Source organism: Companilactobacillus kimchii DSM 13961 = JCM 10707 (assembly GCF_001435445.1).
Classification (GTDB): Bacteria; Bacillota; Bacilli; order Lactobacillales; family Lactobacillaceae; genus Companilactobacillus; species Companilactobacillus kimchii.
The window spans coordinates 1-16,623 of the sequence record NZ_AZDH01000016.1 but is presented as its reverse complement, the minus strand read 5'-3'; the positions used below and the strand labels follow the sequence as shown (position 1 = coordinate 16,623).

Below are 16,623 nucleotides of genomic sequence, written 5' to 3'. Positions count from 1 at the left end.
CAATCCATGATTTTTTAAAACCTATAAAAATGTCTAACTTTTTTATTGCACTTCATTTAGGTTTGAGTCCTCTTTTCTTATTTTAATGTAAAGAGACTAATTTACCGTATAAATTCAATGCGTTATATGACCGTTATGTAAATAAAATGGCGTATCGATATACTTAAAAAAATCAAATTAAATCCTATGTAAGGTTTTGCTTTCTTTTAAAATTACAAAATATTCTATATTGTTTGAGGTGTAATAAAGGAAAAGGGGAAAGTAGAAATGAAAAAATCTAAAGTGATATTAATGGGATTTACTGTATTAACATTATCATCTGTGGTAGTACCGTCTATAACGACAGAAGTGAATGCCGCACAAATTAATGGGAGTACTGAAGAAAGTAATGATGAGTTTAAAGGTTTGAGTGATCAAGAATTAAGAGGCTTAGGATTTACGGATCAAGAGATAGAGACCTACCATAATAATATTGATAGTAATTTGATTATTGATCATGGGGTGGTAATTAATGGTCAAGGCGATGGTATAAGTCGTGGAAAGTTTACATGGGCTGTAAAAACAATAAGAAAAGGATATAGTAAGTTGCCTAGTGGAGTTAAGAAATATATCGCTGCACATACTGGATTAGATACACTATTGGGCTTTATTGAAAACGCTACAGGAACTCTACAAGATGCAATTTACAAGGCTTGTAGGAATGTTGGTATGAATGCAACAGTTGCTAATATTGTTACGGCGGCTATAATGACTTTAGTTTTTTAATTCTTAATATAATGATATCGATAAATACAAAAGGGGTATTGCATTTAGCAATACCCCTTTTGTATTTATTTTTTGCTTTTAAAAAAAGTTTTGATTATTATATAAAAGCCATAAACAGTAAATCCTAACCAAATGGTAATGAAGAGCAAGAGATAAATAGTTTGACCGTTTTTATTAATCAAATAGTAGAGTGTTAATAGAACTAAACTGATAATAATATAAAATATGGTATCTTTATTCTTTTTCATATTGTTTTGCCTTCTTTATCGCCCTTAATCTAACTAGCCAATAGATGACAGGGATAACTAATCCTAAAGGGGCCAATTTAATACCAATTAATATTAAAATTATGGAGAACAAAATCTCTTCTTTTTTATTAAATGATTTAAAAAAGTTAGCATCTTTAATCACTTGTTGTTTTTCAAACTCATTTTTTAAAGTAGGGTCTTCTTTTAGTAAATCATCTATAGAAATATCAAATATGGTACTTAATTCAAGAAGATTGTCCATGGATGGAAAGAATCGATCGGTTTCCCAATTAGAAATTGCTTGTCGACTTACGTGAAGTTGATTGGCGAGTTGAATTTGGGACAAATGGTGTTTTTCTCTATTTTCATGAATGGTAGTACCTAAGCTCATAAAGTCCTCCTATAAATGATTTTGTATAAATAATTATAATTTAAAAATACTTATGTTAAAAGACAGTTGAACCTTACATCCGTTATAACGATTGCAGACAAAAAGGATTTGATAAGCCAATTAGTGGTTTTATCAAATCCTTTTTACTTTAATGTTAGTCGATATATTTCAATTCTTTACTTGTATGTGTGAATGGTTCGCAACCATCTTCAGTAATATAAACACAGTCTTCAATTCTAACACCGGCAACATTTGGAATGTAGATTCCGGGTTCGATTGAGAAGCACATACCTGGTTTTAGAACCATATCGTTACCTTCCATGATTGATGGGAATTCGTGTTCTGAAGTACCCATACCATGTCCTAAACGATGGATGAAGTATTCGCCATAACCAGCTTTAGTGATGATATCACGAGCTACTTTATCAAGTTCAGCAGCAGTAATACCTGGTTTAGCAGCATCCATAGCAGCGTATTGAGCTTCAAGGTCAACTTTATAGATATCAAGTGACTTAGCGTCTGGTTTACCGAAGGCAACAGTACGTGAAGAATCACTGATATAACCGTTGTGAACTGTACCTAAATCAAAGAGAACTAATTCGTCTTTTTCAATAGGATTCTTTTCAGGACCACCGTGTGGATTAGCAGCGTTGGCACCAGCTTGAACGATAGTATCAAAACTCATATGCATGACACCTTTTCTCATCATTGCATATTCAATTTCAGCAACAACTTCTTGTTCAGTGCGGCCTTCTTTGATAGCATTGAAACCAACTTCAAAAGCATAGTCGGCTTCAGCACCAGCAGCTTTTAATTCATTGATTTCAGCAGTTGTTTTGATTAATTTAGCATTTTCCATGTAACGTGAAAGGTTAGTAGGGAATTGGGCATCAGGAAATTGACTCTTGATAGCTTCTAGTTTTTGAACGGGTAAGTCATCTTTTTCAATACCCCATTTAGCAGGAGTTCCGGCCACAGCCTTGATATGACCAGCCATTAATTCAAATGGTTTCTCATGATCTAAGTAACCGAAGACATCCTTATCCCAACCAGCATCTTTAGCTGCTTCAACTTCTAGTTGAGGGGCAAATAGGAATGGGTCCTTGTCAGGGAAAACTAAAAGTGCGAGAATTCTTTCTACAGGATCACTGTAGAAACCGGTGAAGTAGTTGATGTCACTGGGGTTAGAGATATAAGCAATATCCAGATTATTTTGTGCTAAATATTCTTGTAGATCTAATAATTGTTTCTTCATGAAAATACTCCTTTACGTTCAGATTTAATAGTAGTATATCACTGAAAATCATTTTCTTTTTGAAAAAATATGAAAACATATGCCAATAATGTAGAAACCGCTTGCAATTAGTGAAAATTTCTGATAAATTAAAGTTAATTAATGAAAATATTGTTTGAGAGAGTGAATATTGATGGACAAAAAAGTAGTAACAATTTATGACGTAGCTGAGGCTGCCAATGTTTCAATGGCTACAATTTCACGTGTAGTTAATGGGAACGCTAATGTAAAAGAAGAAACAAGAAAACGTGTTTTGGAAGTAATCGATCGTTTGAATTATCGTCCTAATGCGGTTGCTCGTGGTTTGGCAAGTAAGAAGAGTACAACTATTGGTGTTATTTTACCAGATATAACTAACCTATACTTTGCTTCATTGGCTAAGGGTATTGATGATGTTGCTTCAATGTACAAGTACAATATCATTTTGACAAGTTTACAAGAATCTGTTGGTGATGAAGAACAAATCTTGAATAACTTGCTTTCTAAACAAGTTGATGGACTTATTTACATGGGCAAGCAATTATCAAAGAAATTGAAGCGCATTCTTGCAAACTCAAAGACACCAATCGTTTTGGCTGGTTCAGTTGATAAGAATAATGAAAGCGCCAGTGTAAATATTGATTTTACAGATGCTGTTGCTAGTGTTGTAAGTCAATTAACACAAAATGGACACAAAAAGGTTGCCTTCGTGGGTGGTAGCCTTGAAAATCCTATTGATGGTAAATACAGACTAGATGGTTACAAGAAGGCTTTGAAGAAAGCACATCTTAACTTCTCATCTAATTTAGTATTTGAAGCTGAATATTCAGTTCGTGCCGGAGAAGCAATTTGGGATGCTATTCACAGTAGTGGTGCTACAGCTGCTTATGTTACAGATGACTTGTTGGCTGCTGGTATTCTTAATTCAGCTGTTAAGGCTGGCGTTAAGGTTCCAGATGATTTCGAACTTGTTACAAGTAACGATACAGTACTTTGTGAAGTAACACGTCCAAAGATGAGTTCTATCGAAGAACCATTGTATGATATTGGTGCGGTTGCTATGCGTTTGTTAACTAAGATGATGAATCAAGAACAAATTGATGAAAACACAGTTAAATTACCATACAGCATTGTAAAGCGTGGTTCAACAAAATAGTAAGATTATAAATAAAAAGCCTTGAGAGTGAAGTTATTTTCATTCTCAGGGCTTTTTTACTTGCTCTTGATTGATTTCTTCTGTTTGTGTAATTCCCAAACGATAACGACGATATATCCGAAAGCAACTAATGAAAGTCCACCGGTAATAATTGAGCTTAATTCGTAAGGCATATCGAAGAATCCAGATAGGATGGAATAAAGGGTGTTAGCTAGTACGATCAAAGCTAAAGTAAAAGATTTATCCCATATTTTGATGTTGTGTTTAATTTTGTAACCAATCACGATTAAGATAAACAAAATTAAAATGGCAGCAACTATATATAAAGTGTTTTGCAAGAATTCAGGACTAAAGTACATACTATTCTCCTTAGATCTAAAGTAACGAAACTTATTCTATCATAGTTTTTCAATTGCATAAAAAAAGCAGGCATCCGAAGATGTCTGCTTTTTAACTATTCACCTGCTGGTGGAGTTGTTGAAACCGTATCAGTACCGGTTGATGAAGAATTGCCAGTAGTCTCAGTACTTGACTGTTCATTAGAACTTGAACTAGTACTATTTGAAGATTCTTTTTCTTCACTTGACTTGCTACCAGAACCTGATCCAGAACCAGAGCCTGAACCTGTTCCCGAGCCAGTACCAGTGTCGGAATTACTGTTAGAAATATTTGATCTAGCGGTTGATTCAGTCGTTGCTGAATTGGATGAAGAATTATTATTAGTAATTACTTGTGATGAATCACTACTGTTTGAACTATTACTGAAACCAGAAGTACGACCACTTCCGTTTTCTTGAGCCAATTCATTGGCAGATTTACTATCGTCACCAAGACGTTTTACAGTACCATAACTGTTATTACGTCCGAAGTAGTTATCCCAGAATAATTTATAATTCTTAGCTTTACCACCAATAGCAAAGTTATTGTAAGACATATCACGAGGACTGCCTTTGTAATAAAGCGAGGTAGTTGTATGTTGATCAACCTTAGAAGTGACACCGTTGTAGCCAATTGTACCAACATTAGTACCTGTTTCTTTGTCGACCTTGTAGGATTGAACACCACTTGGTCTATTAAAGGCAGTATGAACGTTAAGAACACTTTGATCTTGTTTATAAACGGCATTTGCCATATTCGCCCAGAGCTCTTGATTAAGGTCGGTTGAATTGCTTGATAGATTGTAATTGTTACCGTAGAAATTATCGTAACCAATCCAAGAAGCTAAAGTCATACCATCGGTACTACCAATGAACCAGTTATCACGATAGTCATTTGATGTACCAGTTTTACCAAAGAGATTCTTAGTACTGAAGTTAGCCTCATATGAAAGAGCAGAAGCAGTACCTTTAGTTACGACACCGTGAAGCATGTTCTTGATGATGTATGAAGTTTGTTTACTGAAGACACGAGTACGAGAATCTTTATGTTTATAAATATCGGTACCAGATGGGTCAGTAACTTCAGAGACAACATAAGGATCAACGTGAACACCCTTATTAGCAAAAGTAGAGAAGGCACTGGCTTGTTGAAGCACAGTTACACCAGATGCTGTACCACCTAAAGTGATACCTAATTGTTGATATTCTTTCTTAGAAAGGTTAATTCCCATCTTAGACATGTACTTTTCAGAATCAACGCCATGTTGTCTGATGTAATTGTAAAGGTTAACTGAAGGAATATTATATGATTCTTCCAAAGTTTCACGAGCAGAGATGAAACGATTTTGAATTGTTTCACCATAATCAGTTGGTGAGTACTTCTTGAAACTAGTCTTGAAGTCGGCCAACATTGATTGTGAACCAATTAATCCATTTTCAATCGCTGGGGCAAAAGTAATTAACGGTTTAATAGATGAACCAGGTGATCGTTTAGTATCAAAGGCGTGGTTGTTTTGTGATTTCTTGAAGTTAACACCACCAACGAAGGCTAAGACTTGACCAGTTTTGTTATCTAGTAAGACGGAACCGTTTTGAACTGGTTCAGAAACTTTAATACTTTTACCAGTATTAGGATCAGTTGCGTTGTCAGTATGAGTTGTTCCCAAGTTATCTTTATATTCTTGAGCTTGCTTATTTAAGGCAACGTATAAACTCTTATTGATAGTACTGTGAATCTTGTAATTCTTATTATGTAGTTCTGTATCTGCTTGGGTTGAATATCTCTTATAAAGATTGTCATCTTTTAGCAAGTCACTATATTTAATACCGTCACTTTTAGCCAAACGTTTAACTAAGATCGTTCTAGCTTGGGAAGTTAAGGTATTGTACAAGTAACCATACTTAATGCTTTGGTTGTCAGCCTTTTCGGGTTCTTGGAAATCATTCTTCAAATCAAATTTTCTAGCTTGATTGTATTGAGATTCAGAAATTTGGTTATCACGATACATACGATATAAAACGATATTTTTACGTTTTAGACCAAGACTAATATTGTCTTTGATTCTGCCACGTTCATCATATGGCGTGTAAATAGAAGGACTTTGAGGCAGACCGGCAATAAAGGCTGATTCCGCTAAGTTCAAATCTTTGGCATCTTTACCAAAGAGACCTTGGGCGGCAGCTTGCACACCTTGAATGTTTTGTCCCTTATTATTACGACCAAAAGTGGCGGCGTTTAAGTAATCTGCTAGAATTTCATCTTTAGAGAAATACTTATCAACACGCATGGCTAAGAATATTTCAACGGCTTTACGTTTCCAAGTTGTTTCTGATGATAACATTTGCATTTTAACTGTTTGTTGGGTCAAAGTAGATCCACCAGTTTGTGCACCGATACCAGTAATGTCAGAAATAATAGCTCTAAAGATAGACTTAGGAACGACACCTTTATGACGGTAGAAGTCGCTATCTTCAGTTGAAACGATAGCTTTCTTCAAATAAGGTGACATTTCATTAATTGAAATTTTAGTACCCTCGAGGTCCTTTTGAAGACTCTCAATTTTTTGACCATCGGCAAAGTATAGAGTGGCTGAATTGTTTACATCTTGAAGTTCGGTTCTCATCTCGGTTTTGGTAGGAACACTAACTTGATTCGTTAATGCTGAAACATATCCCATTCCGAGACCTACAGCTAAACTTAAAATAATAAATAGACCAGCGATAGAGTAGAGAATTATTCTTCTAATGATCTCTATTGTAAGATTAGCTTTGTTAGCAAAATCGGACCAGCTCTTAATACTTTTGAACCAATTGACAATGCTATTCCATAAATTTTTCACTTTTAAATAAGCTCCCTTAAAAAGTTACATACCGTAATTATATAATAAAATTGATTTAGAAGTGTAAAAACAAAAAAAGTTCCATAGAAAAGAATTTCTACGGAACTTTTATTAAGTTACTTAATCAAGCGGTAGATAGCGTCTGCATAGATTGCAGTGGCTTTTAATAATTTATCAATATTAATATATTCATTAGGTTGATGCATAACGTTTTCGTCACCAGGGAACATTGCACCAAAGGCAATTCCATGTTTCAAAATTCGACCATAAGTACCACCACCAACAGTGAATGGTTCGGTTTGGTCGTCAGTATGATCACGATAAGCACCAACTAAATCTTGAACTAAAGGATCATCTGCGTCAATAAAGTGAGGCAATTGGTTGTGTCCTTCAATTACGGCTGTAACATTTTCAGGTAAGTGTTGATTGATCTTTTCAGTCAATGTGTCGCCGTTGTCACCCTTTGGATAACGAATGTTCAATAAAATGTTAGCTTGGTCTTGATCGTATTCATAGATGTTAGGTGAGAGTGTTAGTTCACCCATAACGTCATCTTTATTAGCAATTCCTAAATGTTCGCCCGCAAAATCAAGGTGTAGATCATTAGCAATAAATGAGAAATATAGTTTTTCACTATCATTTAAATTCAAAGTAGTTAAGAACTTGGCTAGGTAAGTAGCGGCATTGATACCATTAAATGGTTCCATAGCATGTGCACCCTTACCGATAATTTGTACTTTGATAGTATCGTCTTCAGTCGTTGTATTACCTTTGACTTCAGTGTTTTCAGCTAAGAAATTATTTAAACTATCTTTTAGTTCTTCAACCTTGATAGAATTTAAATCTAACTTTGCTTCAGCATTTTGTGGAACCATATTAGGTCTGATACCAGCATTGAAGCTCTTAACTAAACCGATTTTTGGAGTGGGGAAGTTAACTCTAAATGAGACAATACCTTTTTCACCATTGATAGCTGGAAATTCAGCATCAGGAGAAAAACCTGTTTCTGGAAGAGTTTCTTTTTCCATATAATGGTTGATACCAACCCATTCGCTCTCCTCATCAGTTCCTAAGATCAATTGAACTTTTTTGGATGTTGGTAGTTTCAATTCTTTAATGATCTTCATTGCATAGTAGGAAGCCAAACTAGGGCCTTTATCGTCACTAGCACCACGAGCGTAAAAGTTTCCATCTTTAATAACGGGATCAAATGGATCTGTATTCCAACCCGGTCCTTCAGGAACAACGTCGACGTGTCCTAAAATAGCAATGGCATCCTCTCCATCACCAAATTCAATTCTTCCAGCTAAGTTATCAACATTCTTAGTTTCGAAGCCATCACGGTCTGCAAAATGTAAAAATGTTTGAAGGGCTTTGGCTGGTCCGGGTCCTAATGGAAAATCACTAGTTTTATGTTCGATATCTCTTGAACTATCAATACTTACTAATTCAGAAAGATCGTTGATTAATTCATCTGAACGATGTGAAACTTCTTTTTCCCAATCTATAGACATGTATCTTTGACCTCCACATGAAGTTTTATATATTTTACCAAAGGTTTGGATTAATGGCTAATTTACCTAAATTTTCTTTATGGAATCGTTGTCATTATTTAGCGAGAAATCAATAAATAAATTATTGAAATCACTCAGTAAATCAGCATTCTTAACCGTTTGGTCAGTTGTTGGCTTAGCTAGGGAAATATTTTCTAACAAGTCAATATTTTTTAACCTTTGTCCTTGAGGTAGGTCATAGTAGCTTTGTTCACTATCGTTACCCAAGTAATTGTCAGGATTCAATTGAATTAAGACATTTTTGGCATTGATCCAGCCATCTTTTAATTTCAACCAAGTCTGTGAACCAGTACGTTGAATAGTAATGATTTTTTCAGGCTTGTTGGCCTCGATACGATTAGAAACTGGGCTTTGGTCATCTGGTTCACTGTAGAGAAAATTATTAGGTTGTTGATGGCGATAAATAACTTTAGCACCAAAATACTGGCGTAAATCTTTTAAAACGTATTCGGAATTAAAACCAGTGGCATTAGCAAATTCATTTTCACCTATTTGAACGTACTTTTGACCGTTAGACTTAATGATATTAGTAATGTGGTAACCGCCTAATGGTTCGATCACTTTTTTAGTTTTGATCAACCGATAAGGATTTTCGTAAACAGGTTCTTCTTTAGAACTCATATAATAGACATTTTGATTGATAACCTGGCTCTTGGATTTATCTTTTAATTCTCGATATTCGTTACCAGTAGCGGGATAGTTGGTAACAACACCATCAATAGGCATGTTGATCAGAGTATTCCATTTTTTAGGGCTTTCATTCATTTCATCCCAAACATAAACACTTTTACCCATGTAGTGCATTGTATTGATTATTTCAGGAGTAACGATAGTGGAAGATAGATTAACTCCAGTGACATACTGTAAAATATCAAAATTGACACGTTTAATTGTTCCAGCAATAAAGATACGAGGGATGTTCGGCATCAATTGAGATTCGTTTTCCAAACTCTTAGTAGAAAATGAGTGGAACATAACACGGTCTTGCATACCATATTGATCGATGACTTGTTTGAGCAGAGCTTCCATATTTTGAGGATTACCTTTTTTGGTTTTCTTCGTTTCAATAAGGAATTTAGCCTTAGGATTATTCTTGTAGTGTTCGAAGACTTGGTTCAAACTATGAATTGATTCACCGTTTTTTTGCTTTAGTGAAGCTAGTTCTGAAAAATTGTGTTGCGATACAATAGCAGAAGTTCCCGTGACACGTTCTAGATCACGATCATGTGACACGACTAGGACGTTATCTTTAGAAACATGAATGTCTAACTCGACGTAATCGGCACCTTCCGCAAAAGCTTTATCGAAACTTTCAAAGGTTTCCTCGGGGGCATTGATTGGATCACCACGGTGACCGATAACGGTAAATCCACTAGCAAAGAAGAAAACTAGCAGTGCCAATGATATTTTGAAAAGATTGAAACTTTTTGAAATCATAATTAACTCCCTAACTTTTTAGATATTATATACTAAAATAAGTAGTGAAATGTGAGGTAGTAACAAATGGATAATGAAAAGCAAACACTCGATATTATTGAACAAATAACTCGTAATGATGGAACCAAGTATTATGAACTTGCTAATATCGTCATGAATGGTCGTGCTGAGAAGGCCGCTGAATTAGGAATGATCAAAGAAGTTAGAATCTTGAAACTCAATATTCCACATTCATCGGCTGTACAAGTCTATGAAGACTATGTTAACGAAAATTATACAGTCCCACCGATGGATTTGACAGAGTGGGTTGAATATAAGAAACCTGAGGGTAAGATTCAAGATGCCTTCAATGAAATTCTTAAAGCAAATAAAATAATTTCAAAGGATGATAATGCTGAATAATGAATTACTTTATAGCAGATACACACTTTTATCATTATCAATTATTAGAGCCAAATAACTTTGCACCAAGACATTTTGGTAATGTTGACGAGATGAACCAGGCAATGATTGATGCTTGGAATGCACGTGTTGATGATAATGACCGTGTTTATCATCTGGGTGATATTTCGATGCGTCCACAGGATTATCCAACCGATCAAGAGACTTATGATATTTTACGTCAATTAAATGGTCATATAACCTTGATTAAAGGAAACCATGATTATCGTTCACTTTTCAAATTTATTGATAAGAATAATGTGACGATGACTGATGGTAAGCCTAAATATGAGTTTGAAGATGTCGGCTCATTGTTGAAATTTGATCATCATCAATTTTATTGTACGCATTATCCAATGTTATTGGGAAAAGTTGATAAAATAATTAATTTGCATGGACACATTCATCATTATTCTGTACCAATTCCAGAAAATATCAATGTCGGAGTTGATGCACCTGAACGTGATCTATTATCAGAAGATTTACCTTGGGGCTCACCATTACGTGGAGAAGAGATCCTAGAAATGTATGACAAGAAGAAAAAAGAGTTAGCAAAGATGGAAAGAAAGTAGGTTACTATGGAAAAAATTCAAATAGTTCATACTAATGATCTGCATTCCCATTTCGAAAACTTTCCTCGAGTATCTCGTTTTATTGAGCAGGCTCGTCAAAATAGTACTGCTGATGATTTTTATTTATTTGATATCGGGGATGCGATGGATCGAGCTCATCCTTTAAGTGAAGCAACTAATGGTCAAGCCAATATTGCTTGGATGAATCCACTTCATTATGATGCAGCCACAATTGGTAATAATGAGGGTTTGGGTAATAGTCATGAAGAATTAGAGCATTTGTACGACCATGCTAATTTTCCAGTTATTTTAGGTAACTTATATGAAGAAAAAACTGGCAGATTGGCTGATTTTGCTGTGCAATCGAAGATTTTTACAACTAAATCTCAGACCAAAATTGGTGTGATCGGTTTGACGGCGCCATTTATTTTGACTTATCCATTATTGAATTGGGACATTCGTTTAATACAAGATATGTTGCCCAAAGTTCTACAAGATGTGAAAGACTGTGATGTGATTATCCTATTATCTCATTTGGGCGTTTCCATGGATCGGTTGATTGCCAGTAAACATCCAGAAATTGATGTTATTATCGGATCACATACTCACCACCTCTTTCCTAAGGGGGAAATGGATAATGGAGTTTTATTGGCTGCCGCTGGTAAATACGGTCAAAATGTAGGAACTATTAATTTAGAATTGAATCAGGATAAACAAGTAGTTAAGAAAGATGCTTTTACTACACCAACTTCATCTATGAAAGTATTGGATACTGATTCTGCCTGGATTGAAGCGCAACACGATAAGGGTGAGGATTTGTTGAATCAAAGACAAGTTGCAAATTTGCCGCTTTCTTTGAGCAGCAACTATCAAGCAGAACATTCAATTATCCAAGAGGCTTTAACAGCAGTGCAAGAATATGCTGATACTGAAGTAGCTATTTTAAGTTCAGGTTTATTTTTGAAAGATTTACCTAAAGGTATAATTACCGAGAAAGATTTACATGATATTTTGCCACATGCAATTCATGTAATGAGAACAACTATGACAGGCGATAATGTTTGGCGTCTGGTAATGGAAATGGAAAAGAATCGTTTGTATTTGCGGACGCATCAACAAAAAGGAATGGGATTTCGTGGTAAGATATTTGGCGAACTCATTTATCGAGGAATTACGATTGATGATAAACGTAATGTATATATAAATGGTCAAGAATTAAATAGGAATCAAGAGTATACTTTAGCTTTATTGGATCATTACTTATTTGTTCCGTATTTTCCTTCTATAGAGATAGCAGGTAAGAACAAAATTATGTATCCTAAGTTTTTAAGAAATGTTTTTAGTGAATATTTAGGGAAGAAATATCCGATTTGAGGTGATTGTTTGCAGGAAGTTGAGAATAATACCACAACCAAATTAGCTGATGTTATTGTTCTGGCTGATAACCTAATTACGATTAATAAAACCCAGTACAGAATTGTTGAAGATCACGACGATGGTTTTAGCAAAGAACGTATTGAAGAGAGATATAACAATGTCTTAGATAAGTACGATTATATTGTCGGTGACTGGGGTTATGATCAATTAAGATTTAAGGGCTTTTATGAAGATGGAAGAAAAGAAAGTACTCTAGATACCAGAATCTCCTATTTGGAAGATTACTTGATAGAGTACTGTAATTTTGGTTGTGCTTATTTTGTACTAGAAAAGGTCAAAAAAGCACCACTGAAGAATGGGCGTCGTAATAATAAGTCTAGTCATAAATTTCATACTCGTAATAATAGAACGAAGCATTCTAGTAATACGAATAATAATTCGAAGAATAACGTTAATAGTCAGAAGAAAAAGAATAAAGTCTCTAAGCGTCGAGTAAAGAAAACTTCGGCTAAGAAGACTTTTAAAATTAGAAAAATAGGTGAAACGAATAAATGAAGTATCAAACATATTTAATTGATTTAGATGGAACAATGTATCGTGGAAAAGATAAGATCCCGGAAGCAAAGGTATTTATCGACAATTTGAATGCTAAGGGAATTGATTATTATTTTCTGACGAATAATACAACTAAAACACCACAACAAGTGGCAGATAATTTAACTAATAACCACCAAATTTCTGCAAAAGCAGATCAAGTGGTAACACCATCACTTGCTACGGCAGCTTATGTTAAGAATATGTTTGATGATGATGTAAAGAACCATTCAGCCTATGTGGTTGGAGAATATGGTTTAAAGAGTGCAGTCTTTGGTACTGGTATTAAGTTGAATGAAACTAATCCGGATGTAGTTATCGTGGGATTAGACTACGATGTTACATACCATAAATTTGAATTAGCCACTTTAGCTATCAAACGTGGAGCATTCTTTATAGGTACAAACGCGGATACTAATTTACCCAATGAACGTGGCCTAGTTCCTGGTGCTGGTTCTGTAATTTCACTAGTCGAAACATCTACTCAACAAAAGGCTAAGTATATTGGCAAGCCAGAACGAGACATTATGGATTTTGCTGCTAAAGCTAAGGGCTTTGATCCTAAGACAGCTTTAATGGTAGGGGACAATTATAATACCGATATTAAATGTGGAATTAATGCAAATGTTGATACGTTATTAGTCTACACAGGTGTAAGTACACATGAAGATATTGCTAAACAGGAGATCAAACCTACTCACGAAGTAGAAAGTTTGGACAAGTGGGATGTCTAATACACAAAAAGACGGTTTTTACACGACCGCTTTAGCGTTATTCATTTTGACAACGGCAATTACGGTAACCATTTTTGCCAGTTATTTTTTGTTTGCTATCAATATTAGACTTTACAATTTGGATTCTTTGGTGAATCTGGACTATGGAACAGTCTATAAAAATTATGCTCAGATGATGGATTATTTGATTAATCCATTTAATTGGCATTTTCATTTGAGTAACTTTATTTCTTCACCAGCAGGTAGACTACATTTTGAAGATTGTAAGAAACTCTTTATGCTGAATTTTGGTGTCTGGATTGTTTCAGGATTATTAGTAGCTAGGTTTGGTAAGGTACGAGCCCATTTTAATAAGGTCTTTCTCTGGATTGGCATTCTGGGAATTATATTAGCCCTGTTAATGTTGATTGATTTTGATGGATTCTTTGTGATTTTTCATGAAGTTCTATTTCGTAATAGCGATTGGTTATTCGATCCAGGACGTGATCCTGTTATCAATATCTTGCCAGAGGAATTCTTTACACAATGTTTTGTACTATTCTTTATCCTTTTTGAAGGACTTAATTTTTGGGAAGCAAGAAAAAGAGCCTAAGACAAATGTCTTAAGCTCTTTTTTTGTTGCGATTTTTAAGTGCAGTGATCAATACAGGAATCAATGATACCAAGATGATACCAAGAATAATCATTGAGAAGTGTTCTTGAACTGCAGGAATGTTACCGAATAGGTGTCCGGCAATAGAACAAATTAGGACCCACAAGAATGCACCGATGAAATTGAACTTCAAGAAAGTTCGATAGTGCATGGTTCCACTACCAGCGACGAATGGAACAAAAGTTCTAATTAGTGGAATAAATCTTCCGATTGCAATGGTTTTACCACCATGTTTTTGAAAGAAAATATGTGCATCATGTAGATGTTCTTTATTAATCAGTTTACTGAGGTATTTATTCTCCGTTGCAAACTGTCCAAAATGTTCACCAATCTCATAGTTCATTGAATCTCCTAAGACTGCAGCGGCTAAGAAAATAATGAATAACAGCCAAGTCGACAATCCATATTTCGGATTAGCTGCTAAAGCCATTGCTGCGAAAATCAAGGAATCACCGGGAAGGAAAGGTAAAATAACCACACCGGTTTCAATGAAAATGATAAGGAACATGATTAAATATGTCCAAAGGCCGAAATTATTTACAATATTGACCATATGACTATCAATATGCAAAATGAAATCGACCAGACTCATTACGTAACTCAATCAATCAACTCCAGAATTCAAATTAGTTTTCATTATACTAGCATAACTTAAAATTAGCTTTAATATTTTCTAAATTTAATGTTATTTTTCAAAAATAGAAGTACTGTGCTCAAAGTAGTTTCTGTCAGGATACAGGTTACGAAGAGCCTTGGTTACTGCAATGGGGCCTTCAGCAAAGGCAGTTGTGATCAATTGTAGTTTGCCGGGGTAAGTTACAATGTCTCCAATTGCAAACACATTAGGCAGGTTAGTCTCCATTTCTTGTGATACTTTGACAAAGGGTCCCTGTAGATCGATATTCCAATCACGGAGGACACGTGAATCAGAGACGAAACCATAGTTAACGAGGAGTTTATCAGCAGTGACAATTTTAATCTTGTCTGATTTAACCATCTTAAGAGTCACATCAATTTTTTTGTGGTCGTCAGGATTGTAGTTAACTTCTTTAATGATAAAGGGATTCAATTGTTCAACGGCAGAGGCATTTAATCTTTCAACACTTGATTCCATTGCACGATACTTATTTCTTCTATGAATAAGGGATGTATGCTTAGCAATCTTACTAAGATCAATAGACCAGTCAACAGCAGAGTCACCGCCACCAGCTACTAGGACATCCTTTCCTATATAGTCTTTAATATTATTAACAAAGTAGCTTAAATTGTTTTCTTCAAGTGATTGGTCATATTCAAATGTTAGTTTACGTGGTTCGAAGGCACCATTACCAATAGCGATAATAATTGCTTTTGAAGTGATCTCGCCTTTATTAGTCTTAATAGTCCAAGTATCATCTTCGTTTCTATCTATAGAAGAAACAGATGTACTTAGATATTTGTCACAATCCAAAGTGTTAAGCTGAGTAGCTAATTGTTTACTGAGATCAGTACCCGATATCTTAGGCAAAGCTGCTACATCATAAATATGTTTTTGCGCATATAATGTTTCAGGCTGACCACCTAATTTAGGTAAGCTTTCAATTAGAGCCACATCTAAATTACGTAATCGTGCAAAGTAGGCAGCAAACATACCTGCAGGGCCACCACCTATGATTGAAATGTCATAAATTTTATCATTCATAATCTTAGTCACCATTTTCTGTTATATAATCTATAGATACATTGTTACATATTTAGAATCTAAAAAGGTGGAAAATTAATGAGAATAGGAGATAAACTTACTGGAACAATTTCAGGAATTCAATCTTATGGTGTTTTTGTCAAACTGGATAGTACACATCAAGGGTTAATTCATATTTCAGAATTAAAGCATGGATTTGTTTCTAATATAGAAGAAAGATATAAAATAGGTGATGAAGTTCAAGTAGTAGTAATGGGTATTGATGAATATAATCAAAAAATCAGTTTATCTACAAGAGCTTTGAATCCTGAAAAGGTAGGACGTCCCATTTTACATAAGCATTTCTGGACAGATTATCGTGATAAGATTGGCTATAAGACCATTGCTAGAGAGAAAAATGACTGGGTAAACGGTGCAATGGCGCTAATTTCAGAAAAAAAGCGAAAAAATTCAACTTTTTTGTAAAAAAGGGTTGCAACTCTCTTATTCGATTGGTAATATATATCTTGTT

17 protein-coding genes are annotated in these 16,623 nt (G+C 34.8%); 9 read left to right on the top strand and 8 right to left on the bottom strand.

Annotated elements, in window-relative coordinates; all coding sequences use genetic code 11:
- Nucleotides 1–291: 291 nt before the first annotated feature.
- The gene (locus tag FC97_RS06975; RefSeq protein ID WP_156314128.1) at nucleotides 292–765 is read left to right on the top strand and encodes a hypothetical protein; all 474 of its coding nucleotides are present in this window, start codon (nucleotides 292–294) and stop codon (nucleotides 763–765) included.
- Between the two features lie 234 nt (nucleotides 766–999).
- Here the strand turns inward: FC97_RS06975 and FC97_RS06965 are convergent, their stop codons facing one another.
- Both FC97_RS06965 and FC97_RS06960 read right to left on the bottom strand, forming a co-directional pair.
- Nucleotides 1,000–1,404, bottom strand: a complete 405-nt coding sequence (locus FC97_RS06965; RefSeq protein ID WP_054643990.1) for a helix-turn-helix transcriptional regulator — start codon at nucleotides 1,402–1,404, stop codon at nucleotides 1,000–1,002.
- 154 nt (nucleotides 1,405–1,558) lie between these two features.
- Nucleotides 1,559–2,659 (bottom strand): M24 family metallopeptidase, encoded by a 1,101-nt coding sequence (locus tag FC97_RS06960; RefSeq protein ID WP_056967987.1) that lies wholly within the window; start codon nucleotides 2,657–2,659, stop codon nucleotides 1,559–1,561.
- Between the two features lie 172 nt (nucleotides 2,660–2,831).
- Between FC97_RS06960 and ccpA the strand changes: the two genes are divergently transcribed.
- A complete protein-coding gene (ccpA, locus tag FC97_RS06955; RefSeq protein ID WP_056954640.1) occupies nucleotides 2,832–3,833 on the top strand; it encodes a catabolite control protein A in 1,002 nt (333 codons plus the stop codon).
- 56 nt (nucleotides 3,834–3,889) lie between these two features.
- Here ccpA and FC97_RS06950 read toward each other — a convergent pair whose 3' ends face one another.
- The 4 genes from FC97_RS06950 to FC97_RS06935 all read right to left on the bottom strand — a co-directional run bounded on the left by FC97_RS06950 (nucleotide 3,890) and on the right by FC97_RS06935 (nucleotide 10,061).
- Nucleotides 3,890–4,192, bottom strand: coding sequence for a hypothetical protein (locus FC97_RS06950; RefSeq protein WP_054643991.1), 303 nt, complete (start codon nucleotides 4,190–4,192; stop codon nucleotides 3,890–3,892).
- 95 nt (nucleotides 4,193–4,287) lie between these two features.
- The gene (locus FC97_RS06945; RefSeq protein ID WP_054643992.1) at nucleotides 4,288–7,050 is read right to left on the bottom strand and encodes a transglycosylase domain-containing protein; all 2,763 of its coding nucleotides are present in this window, start codon (nucleotides 7,048–7,050) and stop codon (nucleotides 4,288–4,290) included.
- Nucleotides 7,051–7,166: 116 nt separating this feature from the next.
- A complete protein-coding gene (pepV, locus tag FC97_RS06940; RefSeq protein ID WP_054643993.1) occupies nucleotides 7,167–8,564 on the bottom strand; it encodes a dipeptidase PepV in 1,398 nt (465 codons plus the stop codon).
- A gap of 66 nt (nucleotides 8,565–8,630) precedes the next feature.
- Nucleotides 8,631–10,061, bottom strand: a complete 1,431-nt coding sequence (locus tag FC97_RS06935; protein ID WP_054643994.1) for a glycerophosphodiester phosphodiesterase — start codon at nucleotides 10,059–10,061, stop codon at nucleotides 8,631–8,633.
- A gap of 66 nt (nucleotides 10,062–10,127) precedes the next feature.
- Here FC97_RS06935 and FC97_RS06930 point away from each other — a divergent pair, with 66 nt between their 5' ends.
- Genes FC97_RS06930 through FC97_RS06905 form a run of 6 tightly spaced genes read left to right on the top strand, consistent with a single transcriptional unit; the run spans nucleotide 10,128 to nucleotide 14,371 of the window.
- Nucleotides 10,128–10,463: a hypothetical protein gene (locus tag FC97_RS06930; protein ID WP_025084658.1), complete on the top strand. Its 336-nt coding sequence runs from the start codon at nucleotides 10,128–10,130 to the stop codon at nucleotides 10,461–10,463.
- Nucleotides 10,463–11,074 (top strand): metallophosphoesterase family protein, encoded by a 612-nt coding sequence (locus FC97_RS06925; protein ID WP_054643995.1) that lies wholly within the window; start codon nucleotides 10,463–10,465, stop codon nucleotides 11,072–11,074. The genes FC97_RS06930 and FC97_RS06925 overlap by 1 nt, the downstream gene beginning before the upstream one ends.
- A 6-nt stretch (nucleotides 11,075–11,080) precedes the next feature.
- Nucleotides 11,081–12,448 carry a bifunctional metallophosphatase/5'-nucleotidase gene (locus FC97_RS06920; RefSeq protein ID WP_054643996.1) on the top strand — a complete coding sequence of 456 codons (1,368 nt, stop codon included), beginning with the start codon at nucleotides 11,081–11,083 and terminating at the stop codon, nucleotides 12,446–12,448.
- Between the two features lie 9 nt (nucleotides 12,449–12,457).
- A complete protein-coding gene (locus FC97_RS06915; protein ID WP_054643997.1) occupies nucleotides 12,458–13,006 on the top strand; it encodes a YutD family protein in 549 nt (182 codons plus the stop codon).
- A complete protein-coding gene (locus tag FC97_RS06910; protein WP_054643998.1) occupies nucleotides 13,003–13,779 on the top strand; it encodes a TIGR01457 family HAD-type hydrolase in 777 nt (258 codons plus the stop codon). The genes FC97_RS06915 and FC97_RS06910 overlap by 4 nt, the downstream gene beginning before the upstream one ends.
- Nucleotides 13,772–14,371, top strand: coding sequence for a TIGR01906 family membrane protein (locus tag FC97_RS06905; RefSeq protein ID WP_054643999.1), 600 nt, complete (start codon nucleotides 13,772–13,774; stop codon nucleotides 14,369–14,371). Before FC97_RS06910 ends, FC97_RS06905 begins: the two co-directional genes overlap by 8 nt.
- 10 nt (nucleotides 14,372–14,381) lie before the next feature.
- Here FC97_RS06905 and FC97_RS06900 read toward each other — a convergent pair whose 3' ends face one another.
- The gene (locus tag FC97_RS06900; RefSeq protein WP_054644002.1) at nucleotides 14,382–15,023 is read right to left on the bottom strand and encodes a VTT domain-containing protein; all 642 of its coding nucleotides are present in this window, start codon (nucleotides 15,021–15,023) and stop codon (nucleotides 14,382–14,384) included.
- 93 nt (nucleotides 15,024–15,116) lie between these two features.
- Nucleotides 15,117–16,112: an NAD(P)/FAD-dependent oxidoreductase gene (locus FC97_RS06895; protein WP_054644000.1), complete on the bottom strand. Its 996-nt coding sequence runs from the start codon at nucleotides 16,110–16,112 to the stop codon at nucleotides 15,117–15,119.
- Between the two features lie 78 nt (nucleotides 16,113–16,190).
- Between FC97_RS06895 and FC97_RS06890 the strand changes: the two genes are divergently transcribed.
- Nucleotides 16,191–16,577, top strand: a complete 387-nt coding sequence (locus tag FC97_RS06890) for a CvfD/Ygs/GSP13 family RNA-binding post-transcriptional regulator (protein WP_056967985.1) — start codon at nucleotides 16,191–16,193, stop codon at nucleotides 16,575–16,577.
- The last annotated feature ends 46 nt before the right edge of the window (nucleotides 16,578–16,623 follow it).